This window comes from Sorangium sp. So ce590 (genome assembly GCF_051521365.1).
Lineage (GTDB): Bacteria > Myxococcota_A > Polyangia > Polyangiales > Polyangiaceae > Sorangium.
The window spans coordinates 11,239,159-11,261,173 of sequence record NZ_CP150346.1 but is presented as its reverse complement, the minus strand read 5'-3'; the positions used below and the strand labels follow the sequence as shown (position 1 = coordinate 11,261,173).

At 71.7% G+C, this 22,015-nt stretch carries 18 protein-coding genes; 14 read left to right on the top strand and 4 right to left on the bottom strand.

Annotation, left to right across the window (positions count from 1 at the left end):
• The first annotated feature begins 176 nt into the window (after positions 1 to 176).
• Positions 177 to 2,954, top strand: a complete 2,778-nt coding sequence (locus tag WMF28_RS42710; RefSeq protein WP_437599501.1) for a hypothetical protein — start codon at positions 177 to 179, stop codon at positions 2,952 to 2,954.
• Between the two features lie 22 nt (positions 2,955 to 2,976).
• Here WMF28_RS42710 and WMF28_RS42705 read toward each other — a convergent pair whose 3' ends face one another.
• A complete protein-coding gene (locus WMF28_RS42705) occupies positions 2,977 to 4,419 on the bottom strand; it encodes a PAS domain-containing protein (RefSeq protein WP_437599500.1) in 1,443 nt (480 codons plus the stop codon).
• A gap of 822 nt (positions 4,420 to 5,241) precedes the next feature.
• Positions 5,242 to 5,493: an endo alpha-1,4 polygalactosaminidase gene (locus WMF28_RS42700; RefSeq protein ID WP_437604371.1), complete on the bottom strand. Its 252-nt coding sequence runs from the start codon at positions 5,491 to 5,493 to the stop codon at positions 5,242 to 5,244.
• Between the two features lie 245 nt (positions 5,494 to 5,738).
• Here WMF28_RS42700 and WMF28_RS42695 point away from each other — a divergent pair, with 245 nt between their 5' ends.
• Positions 5,739 to 6,476, top strand: coding sequence for a YncE family protein (locus WMF28_RS42695; RefSeq protein ID WP_437599499.1), 738 nt, complete (start codon positions 5,739 to 5,741; stop codon positions 6,474 to 6,476).
• Positions 6,477 to 6,516: 40 nt separating this feature from the next.
• Positions 6,517 to 7,482: a class I SAM-dependent methyltransferase gene (locus WMF28_RS42690; RefSeq protein ID WP_437599498.1), complete on the top strand. Its 966-nt coding sequence runs from the start codon at positions 6,517 to 6,519 to the stop codon at positions 7,480 to 7,482.
• A 35-nt stretch (positions 7,483 to 7,517) separates the two neighbouring features.
• On the opposite strand, the gene WMF28_RS42685 is transcribed toward WMF28_RS42690, so the two are convergent.
• Positions 7,518 to 8,243, bottom strand: coding sequence for an SDR family oxidoreductase (locus tag WMF28_RS42685; protein WP_437599497.1), 726 nt, complete (start codon positions 8,241 to 8,243; stop codon positions 7,518 to 7,520).
• 70 nt (positions 8,244 to 8,313) lie between these two features.
• On the bottom strand, positions 8,314 to 8,559 hold the full coding sequence (locus WMF28_RS42680) for a hypothetical protein (protein WP_437599496.1): 246 nt from the start codon (positions 8,557 to 8,559) through the stop codon (positions 8,314 to 8,316).
• Positions 8,560 to 8,635: 76 nt separating this feature from the next.
• On the opposite strand from WMF28_RS42680, the gene WMF28_RS42675 reads away from it, so the two are divergent.
• From WMF28_RS42675 to WMF28_RS42625, 11 genes are all read left to right on the top strand, one after another.
• Positions 8,636 to 9,412 (top strand): ABC transporter ATP-binding protein, encoded by a 777-nt coding sequence (locus tag WMF28_RS42675; protein ID WP_437599495.1) that lies wholly within the window; start codon positions 8,636 to 8,638, stop codon positions 9,410 to 9,412.
• Positions 9,409 to 11,514, top strand: coding sequence for a TonB-dependent receptor (locus WMF28_RS42670; protein WP_437599494.1), 2,106 nt, complete (start codon positions 9,409 to 9,411; stop codon positions 11,512 to 11,514). The genes WMF28_RS42675 and WMF28_RS42670 overlap by 4 nt, the downstream gene beginning before the upstream one ends.
• A 39-nt stretch (positions 11,515 to 11,553) precedes the next feature.
• Positions 11,554 to 12,987: a DUF3526 domain-containing protein gene (locus tag WMF28_RS42665; protein ID WP_437599493.1), complete on the top strand. Its 1,434-nt coding sequence runs from the start codon at positions 11,554 to 11,556 to the stop codon at positions 12,985 to 12,987.
• Positions 12,984 to 14,429 carry a DUF3526 domain-containing protein gene (locus WMF28_RS42660; protein WP_437599492.1) on the top strand — a complete coding sequence of 482 codons (1,446 nt, stop codon included), beginning with the start codon at positions 12,984 to 12,986 and terminating at the stop codon, positions 14,427 to 14,429. The genes WMF28_RS42665 and WMF28_RS42660 overlap by 4 nt, the downstream gene beginning before the upstream one ends.
• Entirely contained in the window at positions 14,426 to 15,331 is a 906-nt protein-coding gene (locus WMF28_RS42655) for a phytanoyl-CoA dioxygenase family protein (RefSeq protein WP_437599491.1), read from the top strand. Before WMF28_RS42660 ends, WMF28_RS42655 begins: the two co-directional genes overlap by 4 nt.
• Before the next feature lie 15 nt (positions 15,332 to 15,346).
• Entirely contained in the window at positions 15,347 to 16,168 is an 822-nt protein-coding gene (locus tag WMF28_RS42650; protein WP_437599490.1) for a nicotianamine synthase family protein, read from the top strand.
• 48 nt (positions 16,169 to 16,216) lie between these two features.
• Positions 16,217 to 17,509 carry an ATP-grasp domain-containing protein gene (locus WMF28_RS42645; protein ID WP_437599489.1) on the top strand — a complete coding sequence of 431 codons (1,293 nt, stop codon included), beginning with the start codon at positions 16,217 to 16,219 and terminating at the stop codon, positions 17,507 to 17,509.
• A gap of 3 nt (positions 17,510 to 17,512) precedes the next feature.
• Entirely contained in the window at positions 17,513 to 18,784 is a 1,272-nt protein-coding gene (locus WMF28_RS42640) for an MFS transporter (RefSeq protein ID WP_437599488.1), read from the top strand.
• Between the two features lie 13 nt (positions 18,785 to 18,797).
• Positions 18,798 to 19,949, top strand: a complete 1,152-nt coding sequence (locus WMF28_RS42635; RefSeq protein ID WP_437599487.1) for a methionine aminotransferase — start codon at positions 18,798 to 18,800, stop codon at positions 19,947 to 19,949.
• Between the two features lie 240 nt (positions 19,950 to 20,189).
• Complete coding sequence (locus WMF28_RS42630) at positions 20,190 to 20,681, top strand: GreA/GreB family elongation factor (protein WP_437599486.1); 492 nt, start codon at positions 20,190 to 20,192, stop codon at positions 20,679 to 20,681.
• Positions 20,682 to 20,839: 158 nt separating this feature from the next.
• Complete coding sequence (locus tag WMF28_RS42625; RefSeq protein WP_437599485.1) at positions 20,840 to 21,988, top strand: Spy/CpxP family protein refolding chaperone; 1,149 nt, start codon at positions 20,840 to 20,842, stop codon at positions 21,986 to 21,988.
• Positions 21,989 to 22,015 lie beyond the last annotated feature (27 nt).

Here is a 22,015-nt window from a genome sequence, read left to right as displayed (position 1 = left end):
AATGAGCGCCCGCTCGTTCCACCAATGCATATATCGATCCCTCAGCACCGCCCGCGCCGGGCACGAATGAGGGACCGCGCGCATCAATGAATGCAATAAACACTTGATTCCAGGGCACCGCCATGCGGTTCTATGCTGAGGGGATAATCTCCCCTTTACCCCGCAAGGAGGTCAGGATGGTCCTACATCGTCATCCACGCTCTCTCAGTTCCCTGCTCATCACCGCCGCCGTTTTCGTGTGCCTCTTGGTCGGGCACCGGGCGGAGGCGGCTCCGTCGTATACGCTCTTCGAGAGCGGCCAGGTGAGGCCGCTCGCGCTCTCGCCCGACCGCAAGCTGCTGCTCGCGGCCAATACACCCGACAACCGCCTGGAGATCTTCCGCGTCACCTCGAGCGGCCTTTCGCACCTCTCGTCCGTCAGCGTGGGCCTCGAGCCCGTCGCCGTCGCCGCGCGCAGCAACGACGAGGTGTGGGTCGTCAATCACCTCTCGGACAGCGTCAGCGTCGTCGACGTGTCGTTTCCCTCACGCCCGCGGCTCGTGCGCACGCTCCTCGTCGGGGACGAGCCGCGCGACATCGTCTTCGCAGGCCCGGGTCGCTCGCGCGCGTTCATCACCGCGGCCCACCGGGGCCAGAACGCGCCGTTCGATCCGCAGCTGACGACGCCCGGGGTCGGCCGCGCGGACGTCTGGGTGTTCAACGCGAACGCGGTCGTGAATGACGCGTCGCTCGGCGGCGCGCCCCTCACGATCCTCACCTTCTTCACCGACACGCCGAGGGCGCTCGCGGTCAGCCCGGACGGGGCCTCGGTCTACGCCGCGGGCTTTCACACCGGCAATCGCACGACCGCCGTCCACCGCGTGCTCGTGGAGGAGGGCGGCGGACTGCCGCCGCCGATCACCAACTTCCTCGGCGAGCCGCAGCCGTCGACATCGCTCATCGTCCGCCACGACGGCGACCACTGGGTCGACACCCTCGGCCGCCCCTGGGACGACGAGATCAGGTTCTCGCTGCCGGACAAGGACGTCTTCGTCATCGACGCCATGGCCAGCCCCCCGCAGCAGCGCCCCGGCAGCGCCGGCTTCTTCACCGGCGTGGGGACCATCCTCTACAACATGGTCGTCAACCCGGCGAACGGGAAGGTCTATGTCTCCAACACCGAGGCGTTCAACCTCGACCGCTTCGAGGGCCCGGGCACCTTCGCCGGATCGAGCGTCCGAGGACACCTGCACGAGAGCCGGATCACCGTGCTCGGCGGCGGCGCGGCCCTGCCGCGGCACCTGAACAAGCACATCGATTACGCGACGTGCTGCGCCCCCGTGCCCAACCCGGAGAACGCAAAGAGCCTCGCCACGCCGGTCGATATGGCGGTGACCAGCGACGGGTCGAAGCTCTACGTCGCCGCGTTCGGGTCGAGCAAGATCGGGGTCTTCACGACGGCCGAGCTGGAGAGCGACACCTTCACGCCGAGCCTGGCGAGCCAGATCCCGGTCAGCGGCGGCGGGCCGAGCGGGCTCGCGCTCGATCAGCCGCGCGGCCGGCTGTACGTGCTCACGCGCTTCGACAACTCCATCTCGATCATCAACACCGTGACGCGCGCCGAGACCGCGCACATCGCGCTCCACAACCCCGAGCCGGAGAGCGTGGTCCGCGGGCGGGTGTTCCTCCACGACGCGAGCTTCACGTCGAGCCACGGCGACTCGTCGTGCGCGAGCTGCCACGTGTTCGGCGACCTCGACAGCCTGGCCTGGGATCTCGGCAATCCGGACGCGACCACCCAGACGAACGCTGGGCCGTTCACGAGCATCAACCCGCCGTTCCCCGCCGACACCACGCTGAAGCCCATGAAGGGGCCGATGACGACCCAGAGCCTGCGCGGGATGGCCAACCACGGGCCGATGCACTGGCGCGGCGACCGCACGGGCGGCAACGACGAGCCCACCGCGCAGCCGGACAGCGGGTCCTTCGACGAGCGCGCGGCGTTCAGGCGATTCCAGGCCGGCTTCACCGGCCTGCTCGGCCGGGACGCGCCCATCCCGGACGACGACATGGAGGCGTTCACCGACTTCATCCTCCAGCTGACGTATCCGCCGAACCCGATCCGGAATCTCGACAATTCCCTCACCCCCGACCAGCAGGCCGGGCGCGATCACTTCGTCCGCGAGGGCGTCGACGGCACGTTCTCATGCGCCTCTTGCCACAGCCTGGACCCCGACGCGAACGCCGACGTCGGCGAGCCTTTCCCCGGCTTCTTCGGGTCGGACGGCTCGAGCGTCGGACAGGAGAACGGTCAGAGCTTCAAGAACCCTCACCTGCGCAACATGTACCAGAAGGTCGGCATGTTCGGCATGGCCGCGGTCCCGAGCCTCTTCCACCCCGGAGACAACGAGTTCATGGGCGACCAGATCCGCGGCTTCGGGTTCATGCACGACGGGGTCATGGACACGCTCTTCCGCTTCCACCAGGCGATCGGGTTCGAGGAGAGCGGTTTCACGCCGAACGGCTTCCCGCTCGACGCCTCCGGGGTGATCCTGCGCCAGCAAGCCGTCGACTTCATGCTCGCGTTCGACACGAACCTCGCGCCGATCGTCGGGCAGCAGGTCACGCTCGGCGCGCACAACGCGGCGGCGGCCTGGCCGCGGATCGACCTGCTCCTCGAGCGCGCCGAGGTCGGGGAGTGCGACCTCGTGGCGAAGATGCCGTTCTTCCTGGAGGAGATCGGCCTGCTCTATGCAGGAGGAGGTCAGTTCACCACCGATCGGAGCGCGGCCCCGCCGGTGAGCGACGTCGGCCTGCGCTGGTTCTCCGTGCTCACCGGGCACCGGGTGACGTACACCTGCATGCCGCCCGGCTCGGGCCCGCGGAGCGGCGTCGACCGCGACGGCGACGGCATTCGCGACGGCGACGAGCGCGACGCCGGCACGGATCCGGCGGATCCGTCGAGCCCCGGCTGAGCGGGCGGCGCGGCGCGGCGCCTCAGCGGCGCCGCGCCTCGCGCATGCACCAGCGGAGCGCCTCTTTCAGGCTGCGCAGCGTGCACACCTGCGAGAGATCGAAGCCCAGCCCGACCATCGTCTGCGCGACCGGCGGGCGGATGCCGGTGACCACGGCCCGGCAGCCGAGCAGCGTCAGCCCGTTGGTGATCTTGATCAGGTGCTGCGCCGTGGTCGTGTCGACCGAATCGATGCCGGTGAGGTCGAGGATGGCGAAGGCCGCCTGCCGCTCCACGACGGCCGCGAGCAGCGACTCCATCACCATCGCCGCGCGATCCGCGTCGACCGCGCCGATCAAGGGCACGATGAGCACGTCCTGCCAGACCTCGATGATCGGGCTCGACAGCCGCGCGATCGACTCCTGCTGATCCTGGGTGAGCCGCAGCTGCTCTCGCAGCTGCTGCTCGACGCGGCGCTGCTGCGTGATGTCCTCGCTGATGGCGCCGACGCCGATGATCTCGCCGAGCACGTCCTTCTGGGGGACGAACCTGGTCCGCCAGACGCCGTCTTGCCGGTTCTGCTCGGCGTGCGCGACCTCGCCGGAGAGGGCGCGCTGGAAGGCCTCGCGCACGTCGTCCGTGTTGCCGCAGAGCTCGCTCATGTGCTTGCCCAGCCCGTTTCGCTCCATCGCGCCGACCTGCGCGAGCGCCCCGCCCTGCGCCACCACGCAGACGCCGTCCTTGTCGAACGCCCAGATGATGATCGGCATGCTGCTGATGCACGCGCGGAGCAGCTCCGCCTGCGCGGCGAGGTTGACGTGGTCGGCCAGGTTGATGCCGAGCGTCTGCACGCCATCGATCTCGCCGTCCTCGCCGCGGCGGGGCGCGTAGTGCACGATCCAGTGCACGCCGTCGGCCACGGTGTCCATGCGGACCGTCTCGCCGGCGAGCGCGCGCCTGCACAGCTCGTGGACCTGCGCGCCCTCGCCGTAGAGCTCGAGCATGGTCTTTCCGATGAGCTGACCCGGCTTGAGCCCGAGGTTCGCGAGCCCATTGCCGTCGGAGACCTGAAGCGTGCCCGCCCGGTCGCAGGCCCAGATCACCGCATCCATCGTCTGGAACACGTCGACGAGGACGCGCGCCTGCGTCTCCCACGCATCGCGATCGGGCTTCACGGCGGCCCAGAGCGCCGTGTCGTCGGCGCGCCACAGGGTCCATTGCAGCGGGGTGGTCTCGCCGCGGGCGTCCACGAGGCGCGCCGTCGCGGAGACGCTGCCCGCGGCGGCGCGCGCGGCCGTCATCCGCGCCGTCAGCTCGCCGCGATCGTCCTCGTGCACGCGCTCGAGGACCCGCCCGGGAGGACCGACGCGCCCCTCCCAGGCCGGGTTACAGGCGACCACCTCCCCCGTGCCGGAGAGCAACGCCATCGGCATGGGCGTGCCGTTCAGCAGCGTCGTACACGAGATCGAGGCGAGCCTGTTATCCATTGCTTCCTTGCAACAAGGCCAGAGGTCGCGAGCCCGGCGCGCTCCCGGGCCTCTCGCGATGGGTGAAGAACCGAGCTCGGGTCACCGTCAAGACACCAGGTGCGAACAGGTAGGAGACTGCCGGGAGGACCTTGGTGCTGGGACGGTCGAGCACGAGCTACAAAGCGAGCCGTGCCCCGGTGATACCATTTGACAGCGCGTGGGCGCCAGCTCCATCGCTGCGAGGGGCACCGGCCTCCGGGTGGTGGCCCGCGCGGACCGGGGAGGGAGACATGCAGGCGGGAAGATGATCGAGATTTTCTCCTCGCCTTCATGCTCGGAGATCGCCATCGCCGGCGTGCGCCGCCATGGGGTGCAGGCGCGCGCCGACACGCGCGATGCTGCGCGCCCGTGGGTGTCTCGCGCGCTCCCGGAAGGCTCGGCGCATGCATGTTGAGCGACTCGCGCGCATCAGCGCGCATGCGCATCAACGCAGGTCCCTCGACCATTTCGATCAACTTGGCTGTTGCAATCGAGCGATGGTTATGATTGCTGTGCCTGCTTCGAACCCTGGCGGGATGGGCGGGCGCTGCGTGTCGCAGGCGCAGCTCTGCGGTCGCGCGCCCGGTCTCCTGTCTTCCTGCAGGAGCTCACGATGGGCGTATCGGCTCCGCGAGCCAGCGGACCAGCGCCTCGCCCCCGAGATCGAGATCGAGCAACGCATCCTCGATCTCGCACGGGCCGATCGCGCGGGCTCGCTCGAGGATCGAGCGCTCTTCTTCGGCCTTCGGTCGTCGCCCGATCCGCCGCCTCGCAGCTCTCCTCGTCGCTCGGCCTCGATGATCATCTCCCCCATGATCGGCGTGCGGGAGCGCGAAGCAGAGCTCCACGTGCACCACCCCCGGCGACGACAGCGCCGGGGCTCAACCGCTTCGACATCGAACCTTCCCTTCTCCTGCACGCGCCCTTGAGCCCGACGGACATGCCCATGCCGTGGGCGAGCTCCGCGATGAATCGGCTGTCGGCGATCTGGTCTTCGTAGGTGAAGGGGAACCCCGAGTCATTGGCGTAGCCGTCGACCTCGTCGGGCTCGATGGCGTCCAGGCCCTTGTCCTTGCAGGTCTGGAACCGGGCCCCATGATCGGCCCGAGGACGTCGATCTGCCGGATATTCTTGCGCTCGTCTCCCTCGGGGCCCTCCGCAGCGTCAGCACGCCGAGGGGGCGCTGTCGATCCTGCAGAACAGGGGTATCCGCGCGATCGATCCGGCGACCCGAGGAGACGGTCCCTCCTCGGCGACGCGCCTGTCACACGCTCGACCGCTCGCCCGACGGCCCGGGCATGAGAGCCGCCGCCCCGACCGCCCTCGCCCTCCTGATCTCCTGCACCCCCCGCCCGCGCGACGCGGCCCCGCCGGCGCCGAGCGCCGCCGCCGCCGGACCGACGCCGCCGATCATCGCCGCCGCCGGACCGACGCCGCCGCCGTCCTGCGCACGGCGCACCGCGGGCCCCGCGCCCGCGCCGCTCGATCCGACCCACGCCGGCTCCGGCGTCGCCCTCGCGGACCTCGGCGGCCGCACCCTCGCCTTCGTCGCCGACGAGGACGATCGCGCCATCCACACCGTCGACCTCGACGCCCGCGCCGCGCTCGCGCGCACCCCGCTCGCGGGCCGGCCCGCCCAGGTGATCGTGCTGGGCGACGGCCGCGTCGTCGCCTCGCTGCGCGACCGCGGCCTGCTCGAGGTGCTCGATCCGACCGGCGCCGCCGCCCCGCTCGCGCGTCGCTGCCTGGTGCCCGTGGCGACCGAGCCGGTGGGGCTCGCGATGACGCCGGACCGCGCGACGCTGCTCGTCGCGAGCCGGTGGAACCCCGCGCTTACCAGCTTCGCGACCGCGGACCTCCGGCGGCTCGGCGAGCTCCCGCTCGCGCGGGATCCCGGGGCGGTCGTCGCTTCGGCCGACGGGCGGCGCGCGTTCGTCGCCCACGCCGTGGGCGGCCTCAGAGCCATTCCGGCGCGCCGGCGCGAGCTCTCGCATCGGGCACGAGTTGCGGCGGGCGCACCGGAGGCGATACGTTGAGACCACACCTTCTCGTGAGGTCCGCCCGAGGTGCCTTGTCATGGGAAATGAGTTCGCCGAGCACCCCTCGCACTCGGCCGAGTACTTCGGCGAATCGCGCGACGGCTGGTGGAATCACGATTACGTCGAGCTCCTCGCGCGGAGGTGGGGCCTGAGCCGGGTGCGCGAGGTGCTCGATGTCGGGTGCGGCGTCGGGCACTGGGGGCGCGTGCTCGGCGGCGTCCTGCCCAGGGCGGCGCGCATCACCGGCGTCGACCGCGATCCGGTCTGGGTCGAGAAGGCGGCCGAGCGCGCGGCGGCGCGCGGGGAGGCCGAGCGGTATCGCTATCAGGTCGGGCTCGCCGAGCAGCTGCCGTTCGAGGGCGACACGTTCGATCTCGTGACGTGCCAGACGGTGCTGATCCACGCCGCGGATCCGGCCGCGATGATCGCCGAGATGGTCCGCGTCGCCAGGCCGGGCGGGCTCGTGGCCGCCGCCGAGCCGAACAACCTGGCCGGCGCCCTGCTCGACGCGGCCGTGCTGCACGCGCCGGTCGAGGAGACCCTCACCCTCGTGCGCTTCCAGCTCCTGTGCGAGCGGGGCAAGGCGGCTCTGGGTGAAGGGCACAGCTCGCTGGGCGAGCTCGTCCCCGAGCTCTTCGCCAGGCACGGTCTCCTCGATATCCAGGTCTATCTCAACGACAAGGCGAGCATGGTCCTGCCGCCCTATGCGTCCGCGGAGCAGCGCGCGACCGTGGAGGAGATAGCCGACTTCGCCCGGCGCGACTTCTGGATCTGGAGCCGGTCCGACACGCATCGCTATTTCCTCGCCGGCGGCGGCGAGGAGCACGTGTTCGAGGCGTGCTGGGCGGCGGCGCTGGCCGCGGCCCACAGGAACGCAGAGGCCATCGCCCGGGGGACGTACGCGAGCGCCGGCGGCAGCGTCGGCTACATCGTGTGCGGGACGAAGCCGTTCCCGCATTCGAGCCGCCAGCAGCCCCCCCCGCCCCTGCACCGGGATCGATGACACGGGCGAGGTGATCGCCGCCTCCGGGCCCCGCGCTAGGTGGCCTCGTTCATGGGCCGCATCACGATCTGCACGATGCGCGAGCGATCCCGCGGCAGCGCGGCGAGCACCACGGCCTCGGCCACGTCCTCCGCGGTGGAGAAGCCCTGCATGCGCTCCGAGCCCGCGGTGCGCCCGTCGCCGAGCGCGAAGTGGGTCTCGACGCCGCCCGGGCAGACGGCGCTCACCTTGATGTTCTCCTGCCAGAACTCGCGGTCGAGCGCCTGCGTCAGGCCGACCTGCGCGAACTTGGACGCGCAGTAGATGGCCTCGTTCGGATAGCCCTGCAGGCCGGCGACGCTGGCGACATTGACGATATGGCCGCCGCCCTGGCGGCGCATGTGGGGGATGACCTCACGGCAGAACAGCCAGGTCCCCTTCATGTTCGTCGCCATGATGCGATCGTAGTCGTCCTCGGACCACTCGAGGAACGGCCGGTAGCCGCCGATACCCGCGTTGTTGACGAGGATGTCGATCCGCCCGAGCTCGCGGACCGTCCGCTCCACACAGGCAGCCACGGAGGCCGCGCGGGTGACGTCGGCCTCTATCATCAGCCCGCGGCCGCCCGCGGCGCGGACGTCCCGCTCGAGCGCGGAAAGGTCCGCCGCGGTGCGCGCCACGCCGACCACGACGGCCCCCTCGCGGCCCAGCGCGAGCGCGCTGGCCCTCCCGATCCCCCTGCTCGCCCCGGTGATGAGCGCGATCTTGTCCTTCAGACGCACGGTGTCCCCTCTCTGCCGCCCGCGGAGGTGAACGAAGCGTCGCCCCCCCGCGCCGGCGGCAGGCACGCTATCACGCGCGCGGCTCGCCGGCGCGGAGCCGGCGCGCCGCGTCGGGCGGCGCGCCGGCCTCGATCCAGGCCCGGGCGCGGTCGCCCTCGCTCCCCGGGTTGACCCGCACGCTCGTCCAGAGCGCACGGACGCGCCGCGACGCGCTGGCGAACAGGCCTCGCGCCGCGTCGTCCTGGGGAGGGGCGGCCGATCTGCGGCCGCGCCGCGTCGACCATGACACGAAGAAGCGCAGCACATGCAATTGCATCACATTTGCAATTGACTTTTAGTTATCCGCCTCGCATAAGGTGCGCTCCGGCGGCGATCGCCCCGGCTGCCCAGTCATGCTCACGGCGAACAAGCTTTCGAAAACCTACGGGGGCGTCCCCGCGCTCGACGCGCTCGATCTCGAGGTCCCGGCCGGAGAGGTGTTCTGTCTCCTCGGCCCCAACGGGGCGGGCAAGACCACCACGCTGAGCCTGTTTCTCGGCTTCACGAGGCCTTCCTCCGGCGCCGCCTACGTGGGCTCCGCCCACGTGGAGCCCGATCCCATCGGGGCGCGGCGGCGGATCGCCTACGTGCCCGAGCAGGTGCGGCTCTACCCGCACCTCACCGGCGGCGAGAACCTCGCTTATTTCCTCGGCCTGTCGCAGGCGCGCGTGCCTCCCTCCGCGGAGCTCTCGCGGCTGCTCACCGCGGCCGGGCTGCCCGAGGGCGCCGTGCATCGCGCGGCGAGCGGCTACTCCAAGGGCATGCGGCAGAAGGTCGTCCTCGCCCTCTCGCAGGCGAAGAGCGCCAGCGCCCTGCTCCTCGACGAGCCGACCTCCGGGCTGGATCCGGGCGCCGTCCGCGAGCTCTGCGCCGCGATCCGGCGCGAGGGCGACCGCGGCGCCGCCGTGCTGATGGTGACGCACGACCTCGGCGCCGTCGCGAGCATCGCGCACCGGATCGGCGTCATGAAGGCCGGCCGGCTCGTCGAGATCACGAGCGCCGCCCGCCTGTCCGAGGCCGAGGTCCTCTCGCTGTACCGCCGGCACTTCGACCCCTCCGGCGACGCGGCTCCCCCGCTCCCCCCGCGCGGCGGCGCGCCCGCCGCGCCTGCGCCCGAGGCCCTGTCATGACCCCGCGCGCGCGCGCCTCCGGCCTCGCCACCGCGCTCGCCGCGCTCCTCTCGACCCCCGCCGCCGCGGCGGCGCCCCCGGGAGGCGCCGCGCCGGCCGGCGCCCCAGAGACCGCGGCGCCCGACGCCTCCGTCGCGCTCGGCGAGGAGGTCGTCGTCATCGGCCAGCGGGTCGGCCCGCTCGACAGCGCCGACGTCGTGACCTCGGTCGATATCCTCGGCGGCGAGGTGATCCAGGGGCAGAGCACGGCCGAGCCGCTCGAGCTGCTCCGGCGCGTGCCGGCGGTCTACGTCGAGTCCTTCAACCAGGGCATCATCAACGCCGACGTGGGGCTCCGCGGCTTCAACACGCAGGGCGACGTCGCCCACACGAAGCTCCTCATCGACGGCATCCCCAGCAGCCACCACGTCGGCCTCCCCGACATGAAGGCCGTCTTCCCGCTCGAGATCGAGCGGATGGAGGTCGTCAAGGGCACGAACGACCCGCGCTACGGCCTGAACAACGTCGCTGGCAACATCCATGTCATCACCCGCAAGGCGGGGAGCGAGCGCATCGCCCGGCTCGTCGCCGGGAGCTTCTGGACCGTCGAGCCCCAGGTGCTCGTCGCGACCGAGCACGACGCCCTGAGCCAGACCTACTTCGCCGGGTACCGCGGCTCGGACAACTACCGCGATCACGCGAGGACCGACAGGGTCGCCGGCTCGGCCAAGTGGTTTTACGAGCCGTCCAGGGGGCTCCGGGTCGGGCTCATCCTGCGCGGCATGCTCCTCGACGCGGACGCCCCCGGCTACCTGTCGGCCGCGGACGCGCGCGCGCGCCCCACGGCGTCGCCCGCCCACGCGGCGACCGACGGCGGCCGGCAGACGACCCTCCACGCGAGCGTCCACCTGGATCACGAGCTCACCCAGGGCCTCTCGTGGCAGCTGAAGGGCTATGGGCAGGCGTTCCTGCGGGACCGGTGGGTGAAGTTCGATCCCGACCTCGACCAGCAGCTGCGGGCCGAGAACGACAGGCAGTACGGCGCGATCTCCGTCCTCACGTACCGCGCGCGCGACCCTCGGGCGCTCGGCCTCACCGTCGCGTGGGGGGTCGACTACCAGCTCCAGGACAACCGGACCCAGCGCATCCCCACGATCGATCGCCAGCGGCAGGGCGCCGCGTTCCGCGACGAGGACTTCGCCCTTCACGCCGCCGGCTCCTACGTGCAGGCGAGCGCGAGCCCGATCAAGCCGATCAAGCTGGTGGCCGCGCTGCGGGCCGACCGCCTGGCCGGCGCCGGCGGCTTCCTGGAGCAGCCCGAGGGCGAGGCGGCCCGCAGGGTCGATCACGACCTCAACGACTACGGCTTCATCTGGCAGCCGAAGGCGAGCGTCATGGTCACGCCGGTGAAGGGACAGCGTCTGTACGCCAACTACGGGCGCACGTTCCAGATCGGCACCGGCAAGGGCGCCTATGCCGTTCAGGGCGCGCCGCTCGATCCGTCGATCAACGACGGATGGGAGATCGGCTACAGGTCGAGCGTCTTCCCGTGGATCACGAGCCACGTCGCCTACTGGGAGCAGCGCGCGAGCGGCGAGGTGCGGGACAAGGGCGACGGCTCCGGCGACGCCGAGAACGTCGGCGAGACGATGCGGCGCGGCTTCGACGTCGAGCTCACGCTGCGGCCGTTCGGGTTCCTCTCGGTGTGGGGCGCGTTCAGCCGCGCCATCTCCGAGCAGGTCGAGCCCGGGCCGGCGCTCGCCGCGAACAAGGGCAAGGAGCTCGACCATGTCCCGAGCTTCAGCGCCAAGGGTGGAGTCGACGTGCGCCCCGTGCAGGAGCTGCTCGTCTCGCTCTTCTGCTACGCGCAGGGCGATTACTACCTGAACAAGGAGAACCTCACCGAGGAGAACGGCTCGCGGAAGGTCGGCGACTACGTCGTCATCAACGCGAGCGCGGCCTATGACGTCACCGAGGCCCTCTCGGTCGGCGTCGAGGTGAACAACCTGCTCGACCGGTCGTACGACACGTCCATCTGGTACAAGGACTTCGGCGCCGCAGGGGCCCAGCACAACCCGGGCAACGCTCGCTCGGCGTACGTGACTGGCACCTTGAGCTTCTGAGACCGCCGCGGTCCGACGAGCCCCTCAGGGAGTCAGCGCATGAGAGCCCTCTTCACAGCGGCGCGGCACGAGGCGATCCGCGCGTTCCGCAACCGCACCTTCCGCGTCGCCGCCGCGCTCGTCGCGGCGCTCCTCGTCGCGGCGTTCCTGCTCGAGGCGGCGCGCCACACAGGCGAGGCCCGCCAGCGCGCGGCCCTCCAGGAGCTCGTCCACCGCCAGTGGGTCGACCAGCCCGATCGCCACCCGCACCGCGCCGCCCATTACGGCTCCTTCGCCTTCCGGCCGCCGAGCCCGCTCGGCTTCTTCGACCCAGGCCTCGAGTCCTTCGCCGGCACTTCCCTCTTCCTCGAGCCGCACCAGCGCAACGCGCTGAGCTTCAGCGAGGCCGCGCAGTCGAGCGAGCTCGCGCGCTTCGGGACCCCGAGCGCCGCCTTCGTCCTCCAGGTGCTGCTCCCGCTGCTCATCTTCTGCATGACCTTCGCCAGCGTCGCCGGCGAGCGCGAGGCAGGGACATGGGCCCTCGCCGTCTCCCAGGGCGTGGACGCGCGCGTCCTCATCGCCGGCAAGGCCCTCGGGACGCTGCTCGCGGTCGCGCTCTGGCTCGCGCCGCTCCTCGCCCTCGCGCTCGCCGGCGCGCGGTTCACGGGCATCCTCGACGCTTCCAGCGATACGCTCCTGCGCGCCGGCCTCCTCGCGGGCGGCTATGCCGTCTATCTGACCGCCTGCACGGCGCTCGGCGTGCTCGTCTCGTCCTTCCACCGCCGCGCGCAGGGCGCCCTCCTGACGCTGCTCGGCCTGTGGATCGCGCTCTGGATCGTCGTGCCGCGGCTCGCCACCCAGGCCGCGAGCCGCCTCCACCCGACGCCCTCGCGGGCCCAGGTCGAGCTCGATCTGGCGCGCGCCATGCGCGGCGTCGGCGACAGCCACGATCCCGGGAATCCCCACTTCCAGGAGCTGCAGCGCCGCACCCTGGCCGAGCACGGCGCGTCGCGGGTCGAGGACCTCCCGGTCAACTACGGCGGCGTCGTGATGCGCGAGGCGGAGAAGGTCACCACCGCGCTGTTCAACGACTACACCACGCGCCTGTTCGACGCGCACCGCGCCCAGGACGGGCTGGCGCTCCGGGCGGGCCTGTTCACGCCGCTGCTCGCGATCCGGTCGTTCTCGATGGGGCTCGCCGGCACCGACGCCCACCACCTCGTCGACTTCGAGCAGCAGGCCGAGGCGCACCGCTACGCCTTCATCCAGCACCTGAACCACCTGCACATCACCAGGATCCGCTGGCACGACGACAGGGCGCAGCGGGTCGATCGGGCCGAGTGGAGCGAGCTCTCCCCCTTCGAGCACAGGCGGCCTCCCGCCGGATGGGCGCTGTCCCGCGTCGCGCCCGCGGGCCTCGCCGTGCTCGCGTGGGCGGCGGCGCTCTCGCTCGGCGTCGTGCTCTTCACCCGTCGCCACGGAGAGGCATCATGAGCCCGTTCGTCGCGTGGGCTCGCCTCGAGCTCCGCCAGCTCCTCCGCGCGCGGGTGCTCCTCGTCACCGCCTCTCTCCTGCTCGCGACCGGCGTCGCCGCCATCGTGGACGGCGCGGCCCGCGTCGCCGCGGAGCGCGAGGTCATCGCGGCGCTCGAGCCTGCGCTCAGGGAGGAGGAGGGCTATCTCCGCAAGACCCACGCGCCGCACGACGACCTCGGCCTCGTCCTCTACCACCTCGCGATGCCGATCGCGCACGAACCGAACGAATGGACGGCGCTGTCGACCGGGCTGCGCGACGTGCACCCGTACAGCCGTCACCTGCGCTTCATCGGCCTCGTGCCCCAGCTCTACCAGACGGACATCGCCAATCCGCTCGAGCAGCTCGCCGGCAGCTTCGATTACGGGTTCGTCCTCATCTTCCTCGTCCCGCTCTTCATCATCGGCGTGAGCTACGATGTCCGCTCGCGCGACGACGACCTCGGCACGGAGGCGCTCGTCTGCTCCCAGCCGACGCGCCTGTCGCGCCTGCTCGCCGTCCGGCTCGCGCTGCGCGCCGCGCTCGTCTCCGCCGTGGCGCTCGCGCTGTTCGCCTTCGCCGTCGCCTGGCTCGGCCTGCCGCTCGACGCGCGCGCCGGCGCCTTCGCGCTCGCCTCGCTCGCGTACGTCGCGCTCTGGTTCGTGCTCGTCTTCCTCGTCGCATCGCTGGGCCGCTCATCGGCGTGGAACGCCATCACGCTCGTGGGCGCCTGGATGGCCTGGTGCGTCCTCTTGCCCTCGATCGTCAACCTCGCGATCCTCACCGCCTCTCCCGCCCGCGGCGGCGTCGAGCTCACGCTCGCGCAGCGCCAGGAGATGAACGCGGGCTGGGACCGGCCGAAGCGCGCCACGCTCGATCCGTTCTTCGCGCGGCGCCCCGAGTGGGCCTCTACCCCCGTGCCGGAGGACCGCTTCTCCTGGCCCTGGTACTACGCCATGCACGAGATGGGCGACGCGCACGTCGCCCGGGAGGTCGAGGCGTATCACACGGCGCTCGCGCGCCGGGAGCGCTGGACCGAGCGGGCGGCCCTCGCCTTGCCGCCCCTCGCGCTCCAGCTCCTGCTCGACCGGATGGCGGGCACGGACATGGCCACCGAGCTCGCCTTCCGGGACAGCATCGCCGCCTACCATGAGCAGCTGAAGCAGCACGTCTATCCGCTCCTCTTCAGGGGCAAGGGCCTCGCGGCCTTCGACGTCGACGCCGTCCCGCGCCACCGCTTCGCGGGCGCCGGGCAGCCGGCGCAGATCTCCGCGCTCGCGGGGCTCCTCGGCGTCCTCGCGCTGCTCGGCGCCGCGCTCCCGCGGGCCATCCGCCGCGTCGACGCGACGCCGCGGCCAGAGGCCCGCGCGCCCGAGACCTCGTGGTTCGAAGGGGCGAGTATGCCCCGAAAGGAGCCCTCATGAATGGGATGGATGAGCCGATCGCGAGCCCTCTCCCGGATCCGCCGCGATGGCGGGCCGAGCGGGATCGCCTCCTCTCGCAGGGATACACCGTGGTCCCCGGCGCCCTCGGGCCGGGCGAGGTGCGCCGGTGCCGCGCGCTCGCGGGGCGGATCCTCGCCCCCCAGGGCTCCGACGAGTACCGGGAGAAGCACGTCGCGATCGGCAGCCTCCTCGATATCCTGCGAGATCCGGAGTCGGTCGATCTCATCGACCACCCGCGGACGCTCGCCGCGCTCCGTCACCTCGGCTTCGACGATCCGCGCTACGAGCACGGGATCGTCTTCAACAAGCTGCCGAGGACGCCGCGGACGTTCTGGCACCAGGACGGCACGGCCTGGAATCACCCCAGCGCGTACGCGCCGGACCCGCAAGAGCTGATCCTCATCTACTATCTCGTCGACACGACACCCCGCAACGGCTGTCTCCGCGTCATCCCGGGCAGCCACCGCAAACGCCACCCGCTCCACGACCACCTCCGCGACTCGTACACGCCCGATCTGCGGAGGATGCGCGACCCGAGCTCGCCCGCCTTCCAGTCCTACGAGGACGAGGTGCCGCTCCCGGTCGCGGCCGGCGACCTGGTGGTCATCGACGCGCGGCTCCTCCACGCCGCCCACGCCAATGACAGCGACGAGGACCGCACCGCGCTGAGCCTCTGGTACGTGACGGACTTCCGGCAGCTCCCCGAGTGCATCCGGGCCCGCTTCAGCCTCCGCACCGGCATGGACGAGCGGCTTCCCTGTGTGCCCGCGGGCTTCCCGGAGGGCGCCGCGTCGCGGCTCCGCCCGATGCTCCCTCCAGCCTACGAGGGGAGCGTCGAGCCCTTGCCGATGAACAGCATCCCGGACGAACGGCTCCGTTGAAGCGTGGAGGGTACCATGAGCACTGCCATCGAATCACCGCTGTCGGCACGCATTCACCGCATCTACCAGGAGCTCGCGACGATGGGCTCGCTCGAGCCGAGCCAGCGGGTGAATCACCTGTTCAGCGAGCTCGTGAGCATCTCCAGGTCCGGCTCGCGGCGCGACGCCGACAGCGTCCTCGAGGACCCGATCGTGGACGCGATCCGGGAGGCCCTGTGGCGCGTCTGCGCGCGCGGCGAGTACGAGCTGGAGCGCCACTGGGCGCGGCGCATCGGCGCCGCCGCCGATCCGGCCGCCGAGCTCCAGCGGTTTCCTTACGTGCCGAACTACGAGAAGCTGACGAGGCTTGAGCTCTCGGCCCTGCGGGGCGTGCGCGACGCGCTGCCGGGGAGCGTGCTGTTCATCGGCTCCGGGCCGCTGCCGTTCACCTCGATGCTGCTCGCCGAGCGTCACGGCCTCACGGTGACGAACATCGATATCGACGAGGAAGCCTGCGATTCGGCCCGGACGCTCGCGCGGCGGCTCGGGCTCTCGGACAGGCTCTCGTTCATCCGCGCGGACGCCATGTCGTGCGCGGATCTCTCGGAGTTCGACTGCGTGTTCCTCGCGGCGCTGGTCGGCATGAACGAGCGCGAGAAGGGGCGCCTGCTGCGCCATCTCTGCGCGTCGATGCGCCCGGGAGCGCTGCTCCTGGTCCGTAGCTCACGGCGCCTCCGCGCGTTGCTTTATCCCGAGGTCGACATCCATGGCATGGCTCCGTTCGTGCCGCTCGTGGAGATCCACCCGCACGACGAGGTGATCAACTCGGTGATCATCGCGGAGAGGCCGGGAGAATGATCGGGGTCGCGCCTCCTCGGGCGGCGCGCCGTTGAAGGAGGAACCATCGTGGCCAATTTGCTTATCGTAGAGAGCTGGGTGCGCTCGGTCGGCCTCGTGCTGCCGCGCAGGCTGAAGGAGCTCGGGCACAGGTTCACGTTCGTGAGCCGCAAGCCAGAGCACTACACCGGCTGGGCGCGCGGCGCTGGATTGCTCGCGCGCGGGACGGGAGCGGGCGTCGGGGACGAGCACCCGATGCTCGGTTTGGCCGACGAGGTGATCGTCGCCGAGACGAACGACGTCGTGCGCCTCCTCGACGTGCTCCGACCGCTCCACGCCGAGCGGCGGTACGATGGTGTCCTCACCACGTGCGACTACTATCTCGAGACCGCGGCGAGGGTCGCCGCCGAGCTCGGCCTCCCCGGCACGCCGCCCGCGGCGCTGCGCGTGGCGCGGGAGAAGCACCTGATGCGCGAGGCCTGCCGGCGCGCCGGCCTGCCGGGGCCGCGCTTCCTCGCCACCGATGACGTCGACACGGCCGTCGATTTCGCGCGCTCGGTCGGCTTCCCCGTGGTCATCAAGGCCGTGGACCTGTGCGCCAGCGAGCAGGTCGTCGCCGTCCGCGACGCGGACGGGCTCCGCGCGGCGTTCTCGGCCGTGAGCGGGCCGCCGGTCAACATCCGAGGGCAGCGGCGTCCGGGCGTGGCGCTGATCGAGGAATTCATTCGGGGCGAGGAGTTCAGCGTCGAGACCGTGAGCTTCCGTGGCAGGACCACCGCGCTCGGCGTGACCGACAAGAGCCTGGTCGGCTATCCGCGCTTCATCGAGTCGGCGCTCATGCACCCCGCCGATCTCCCCGACGAGACCGCGCGCCGACTCGAAGGCTTCGTCTGCGAGGCGCTCACCGCCGTCGGCTACGGCCACGGGCTCGCGCACACCGAGGTGAAGCTGTCGCCGGACGGACCGAGGCTCGTCGAGATCAACGCCCGCATGGACGGCAGCTTCCTCTTCGATCTCATCCAGCTCGTGACCGGCGTCGACCTGTTCGAGGTGCTCATCGACCTGTCGCTCGACCGGGCGCCCAGCGCCACGCCGGCGCCCACAGGGATCAGGAGCGCGGCGCTCCACTTCCTCCTCCCTCCGCGCGGGGGACGCATCGTCGAGCTCGACGGGGTCGCGGAGGTCGACGCCGACCCCGACATCCATCGCCTGGTCGTGGACGACGTGGTCGGCAAGACGGTGCGGGAGCCGGAGGACAACAACGATTTCATCGGCCATGTCATCGCCGTGAATCGGAGCGGCCGCGGCGCGCGTCGCAAGGCGGAGTGGGCGTACCAGAAGCTCGCGGTACGGATGGAGTGATCGATGCCGCCGCCGACGCCCGGCCGCCCGTCGAGCGCGGGGACGCTCGCCAAGCTGCGCTCGGTCGACAGGGATGTGAAGGTCCTCCTGCTCACCGATCTCGGCTTCAATCTCGGCTTCTACATGCTCATGCCGTACCTGGCTGGCCACCTCCGCGGCCTGGCCATCCAGGGCTCGCTGGTCGGGCTCATCCTCGGGCTGCGCAACCTCAGCCAGCAGGGCCTCTTCCTGATCGGCGGCGCGCTCGCGGATCGTCGTGAGTACCGCTCCATCATCGTCACGGGTTGCCTCGTCCGCAGCGCCGGGTTTGCCCTCTTCGGCTTCGCGTCCCACCCGGCGACGCTCCTCGCCGCCTCGGTGTTGACCGGGCTCGCCGCGGCGCTGTTCACCCCGGCGCTCAAGGCGTACCTGGCCACGGTGGGCAGCGAGGAGCGACCGATGGCGTTCGCGCTCTCGGGGGTGCTCTCGCAGGTCGGCGCGCTCCTCGGGCCGCTCCTCGGGGTCGCGCTGCTCTCCTCCGGGTTCCGGCCGCTGGCGCTCGCGTCCGCGGCGCTGTTCCTCGTCTGGGCGGCGCTGCTCCGCCTCGCGCTGCCGGAGCGGCGCGGCAGCGAGGCGGCCTCGTCGCGCACGGCGCGGCAGGACTGGAAGGAGGCGGCGGCGAACCGCCCGTTTCTCCTCTTCTCGTTCGCGCTGGGCGGCTATGCGGTGCTGTTCAATCAGCTGTACCTCGCGCTGCCGCTCGCGCTCGCGCGCGTGAGCCCGAGCCAGACGGGCGTCAGCGCCGCGTTCATGGTCTCGAGCGTGCTCGTCATCGCGCTGCAGATCCGGGTGGCGGCGTTCAGCGAGGCGCGCCTCTCGCCCGCGGCATCGATCGCGCTCGGGCTCGCCGTCATGGGGGCAGGCTTCGCTCCGCTCGCCGCCGTGTCCCTCGCCGGCGTCGAGGACGCCGCCGGCGTGACCGCGGCCGCGCTGGCGGGCACGGCGATCCTCACCTTCGGGATGATGCTCGCGTATCCGTTCACGATGAACATGATTCCGCTGCTCGCCGGAGAGCGCCGCCTGGGCGTTCATTACGGCATCTTCTATCTCGCGGCGGGGCTCTCCGCCGGGGCGGGCAACCTGATCATCGGCCGGCTCTTCGACGAGAGCTCCGGGAGGGTCGGCGCGGCGCCCTGGCTCCTGCTCGTGTCGGTCGGCCTGGCTTCGGCGGCGGCGGTCGCGGCGCTCGCGCTCCGCGGGGCGCTGCCGGGGAGCGCGGCCGAGCAGAAGCGATGATATAGAGCCTTCCATGACCACGCCTGCGTTCCCATCGAAGCTGCCGTCGACCGGCGTCAGCATCTTCACGGTGATGACGCGCCTCGCGAACGAGCACGGCGCCATCAACCTGTCGCAGGGCTTTCCAGATTTCGACTGCGCGCCGGAGCTCTGCGACGCTGTCGCGCGCCACATGCGCGCCGGCCACAACCAGTACGCCCCGATGCAGGGGGTGCCGGCCCTGCTCGAGGCGCTGGCCCTGAAGATCGAGCGGCTCTATGGCCGCCGCTACGATCCGGCGACCGAGATCACGATCACCTCGGGCGCGACCGAGGGCATCTTCAGCACGATCACCGCGTTCGTCCGGCCCGGGGACGAGGTCATCCTGTTCCAGCCCTGTTATGACTCGTACGCGCCGGCCGTGCAGCTGAACGGCGGAACGCCCGTGTTCGTCACGCTCCGCTTCCCGGAGTACCGCGTCGACTGGGACGAGGTGCGGCGCGCGCTCACGCCGCGCACGCGGCTCCTGCTCATCAACTCGCCGCACAACCCGACCGGAACGGCGCTGTCGGCCGACGACATGCGCGAGCTCGCGCGGGTCCTCGACGGGCGGGATGTCATCGTCGTCGGCGACGAGGTGTACGAGCACATCCTCTTCGACGGGCGCCGGCACGAGAGCCTCGCGCGGTACCCGGAGCTCTCCGACCGCTCCGTCGTCATCAGCTCCTTCGGCAAGACGTACCACACGACCGGCTGGAAGGTGGGCTATTGCGCGGCGCCGCAGCCGCTCTCGGCCGAGATCCAGCGGGCGCACCAGTTCGTGACGTTCGCGGTGAACGCGGCCATCCAGCACACGTACGCCGAGGTCGTGATGCGCGACCCGCTCGCCGCCGATCTCGCGCCCTTCTACCAGGCGAAGCGGGATCGGTTCCTGAGGCTCATCGAGGGTTCGCGGTTCCGCCCGCTGCCGTGCGAGGGCACGTATTTTCAGCTGCTCGACTACTCCGCCATCACGACCGAGCGAGACGCCGACTTCGCGCTGCGCCTCATCCGCGAGCACGGCGTCGCCTCGATCCCGATCTCCCCGTTCCTCTCCGGCGTGGAGCCCGGACCCGTCCTGCGGTTCTGCTTCGCCAAGCGGGACGAGACGCTGGAGCGCGCGGCGGAGCGGCTGCGCCGGGTCTGAGGGGGCGCCGCGGCGGGCCGAATCAAGGCGTTCGAGGGGTCGAGGCGCCGCCCTAAGCTCACCCACACCGGCCATCGCCCCCTGTGCCCCGGCCTCGACACCCGCTGCGCCCCGCCGACGAGCGCGACGCCTCGGCCGTCGAGCCGCCCGAGCCGCTCCGGGAAGTCGATCCCTTGTCGAGAGCAGCGCTCCTGGCTGACGGCGGAGTGACCGCCGCGACCCGGTCTGGTAGGGTGCTTCATGCCTCCGGCCATCGACAAGCGCGCGTTGCTCGCGGCCATCAAGGACCAGCTCACTCGCGAGCTCGAGCGCTCGACCGGGCGGGCGCGCGACGCCGCCAGCGCCGTCACGCACGAGGAGAACCGCGCCGAGGGCGACAAGGACATGCGCGCCACCGAGGCGTCGTACGTCGCGCGGGGCCACAGCGAGCGCGTGCTCCAGCTCGAGCAGGCGCTCGCGAAGCTCGGCGCCCTCGCGGCGCGCGATTTCGGCCCGGGCGCCGGCATCGAGAGCTCGGCGCTGGTGGAGCTGGAGAGCGGGAAACGGCGCGCTCTTTACTTCCTGCTGCCGGCCGCCGGCGGCGAGCGCATGCAGTTCGAGGGGATCGAGGTGCAGACCCTCGCCACGACGAGCCCGCTCGGCGCGTCCCTGCTGGGCCTGTCGGAGGGCGACGAGGCCGAGGTCTCCACGCCGCAGGGGATGCGCACCTATTTGATCACCAGCGTGCGGTGAGGCCGGGCCGCGCGGGCCCGCGGCGACGAGCGCCTCGCCAGCTGCCGGGCCCGCCTCCAGGAAAAAGAAGCGGACCTTCGTAGGGAGCCCCTGCCCGGCGGCGTCCCAGGGATGAACGACCCGCTCGGCACGACGCGGGCGACCCAGGAGAAGAGTCCATGATGCAGTCTCGTTGGTGGAGGCTTGGTGGGATCTTGCCGCTCGTCGGCGCGCTCGTCGGTGCGGCCGGTTGCACCGCGGAGACGGGCCAGGGCGACACGTCCCCGAGCGATGAGGCCGCCGAGGCGGCGCTCGCCCAGGGGCCGTCGAAGGGCGGCCGCCACGGGGAGGACGGCGGCCACCGGAAGGGCTTCGGCGGCCACCACGGCGGCCCGGAGCACCTCCTGCGCGCAGCGCTCCACGAGGTCGATCTCTCGGACGCGCAGAAGGCGACGATCAAGGGCGCCTTCGAGGGCCTGCACGACGGCGCGAAGGCGCGCCCGAAGGACGGGGCCGTCTTCGCGGCGCTCGCCGAGGGCGTGCGCGCGGGCAAGATCGATCGGGCGGCGATCGAGGCGAAGCTGCCCGACGCGGGCCGCGCGGCCGAGGAGCGCCGGGCGCGCGTCGCCGGGGCGCTGAGCACCCTGCACGCCACGCTCACGAAGGAGCAGCGCCGACAGCTCGTCGACGCGATCGCCGCGAGGATGGACGAGCGCGGAGAGAAGGGCGCGCGCGGCCGGCGCGGCGGGCCCGACGGCCGGCACCACCGCGGCCCGGACGGCGAACGCGGCGGGATGGGCGGCCACGGCATGAAGGGCGGCCACGGCATGAAGGGCGGCCACGGCATGAAGGGCGGCCACGGCATGAAGGGCGGCCACGGCATGAAGGGCGGTCCGCTGGGCCACCTCCTCCGAGGCCTCGACCTGCGCGACGAGCAGCGCGCGCAGATCGACAAGGCCCTCGAGGGCATGCGTCCGAGCGACGCCGACCGGAGCGCGCGGGTCGGGGATCACGCGGCGAAGCGCGCCGAGATGCGCGCACGGCTCGAGACGTTCGCCGCCGATCGCTTCGACGCGAGCGCGTTCCTGCCGGCCGCGGACGCGAAGATGGGCCCGCGGGCGCACCTCGACCGCAGCGTCGAGGCGCTGGCCGCGATCGTCCCGGTCCTCGACGAGGCGCAGCGCAAGGAGCTCGCCGACCGCCTCGAGAAGGGCCCGGCCGCGGGCAGGCCCGAGCGCGGCGAGCGCGGCCACTTCCGCGGCGAGCGCGGCGAGCGCGGCCCTTTCCGCGGTGACCGCGGCGGCGAGCGCGGCCCCGAGCGCCGCTGAGCGCCGGTCCCGGTGGCGCGCGCGGAG

Coding starts and splice junctions, on each gene's coding strand:
- WMF28_RS42710 (WP_437599501.1), top strand. CDS start 177: ATGGTCCTACATCGTCATCCACGCTCTCTCAGTTCCCTGCTCATCACC.
- WMF28_RS42705 (WP_437599500.1), bottom strand. CDS start 4,419: ATGGATAACAGGCTCGCCTCGATCTCGTGTACGACGCTGCTGAACGGC.
- WMF28_RS42695 (WP_437599499.1), top strand. CDS start 5,739: ATGAGAGCCGCCGCCCCGACCGCCCTCGCCCTCCTGATCTCCTGCACC.
- WMF28_RS42690 (WP_437599498.1), top strand. CDS start 6,517: ATGGGAAATGAGTTCGCCGAGCACCCCTCGCACTCGGCCGAGTACTTC.
- WMF28_RS42680 (WP_437599496.1), bottom strand. CDS start 8,559: ATGCAATTGCATGTGCTGCGCTTCTTCGTGTCATGGTCGACGCGGCGC.
- WMF28_RS42675 (WP_437599495.1), top strand. CDS start 8,636: ATGCTCACGGCGAACAAGCTTTCGAAAACCTACGGGGGCGTCCCCGCG.
- WMF28_RS42670 (WP_437599494.1), top strand. CDS start 9,409: ATGACCCCGCGCGCGCGCGCCTCCGGCCTCGCCACCGCGCTCGCCGCG.
- WMF28_RS42665 (WP_437599493.1), top strand. CDS start 11,554: ATGAGAGCCCTCTTCACAGCGGCGCGGCACGAGGCGATCCGCGCGTTC.
- WMF28_RS42660 (WP_437599492.1), top strand. CDS start 12,984: ATGAGCCCGTTCGTCGCGTGGGCTCGCCTCGAGCTCCGCCAGCTCCTC.
- WMF28_RS42655 (WP_437599491.1), top strand. CDS start 14,426: ATGAATGGGATGGATGAGCCGATCGCGAGCCCTCTCCCGGATCCGCCG.
- WMF28_RS42650 (WP_437599490.1), top strand. CDS start 15,347: ATGAGCACTGCCATCGAATCACCGCTGTCGGCACGCATTCACCGCATC.
- WMF28_RS42640 (WP_437599488.1), top strand. CDS start 17,513: ATGCCGCCGCCGACGCCCGGCCGCCCGTCGAGCGCGGGGACGCTCGCC.
- WMF28_RS42635 (WP_437599487.1), top strand. CDS start 18,798: ATGACCACGCCTGCGTTCCCATCGAAGCTGCCGTCGACCGGCGTCAGC.
- WMF28_RS42630 (WP_437599486.1), top strand. CDS start 20,190: ATGCCTCCGGCCATCGACAAGCGCGCGTTGCTCGCGGCCATCAAGGAC.
- WMF28_RS42625 (WP_437599485.1), top strand. CDS start 20,840: ATGATGCAGTCTCGTTGGTGGAGGCTTGGTGGGATCTTGCCGCTCGTC.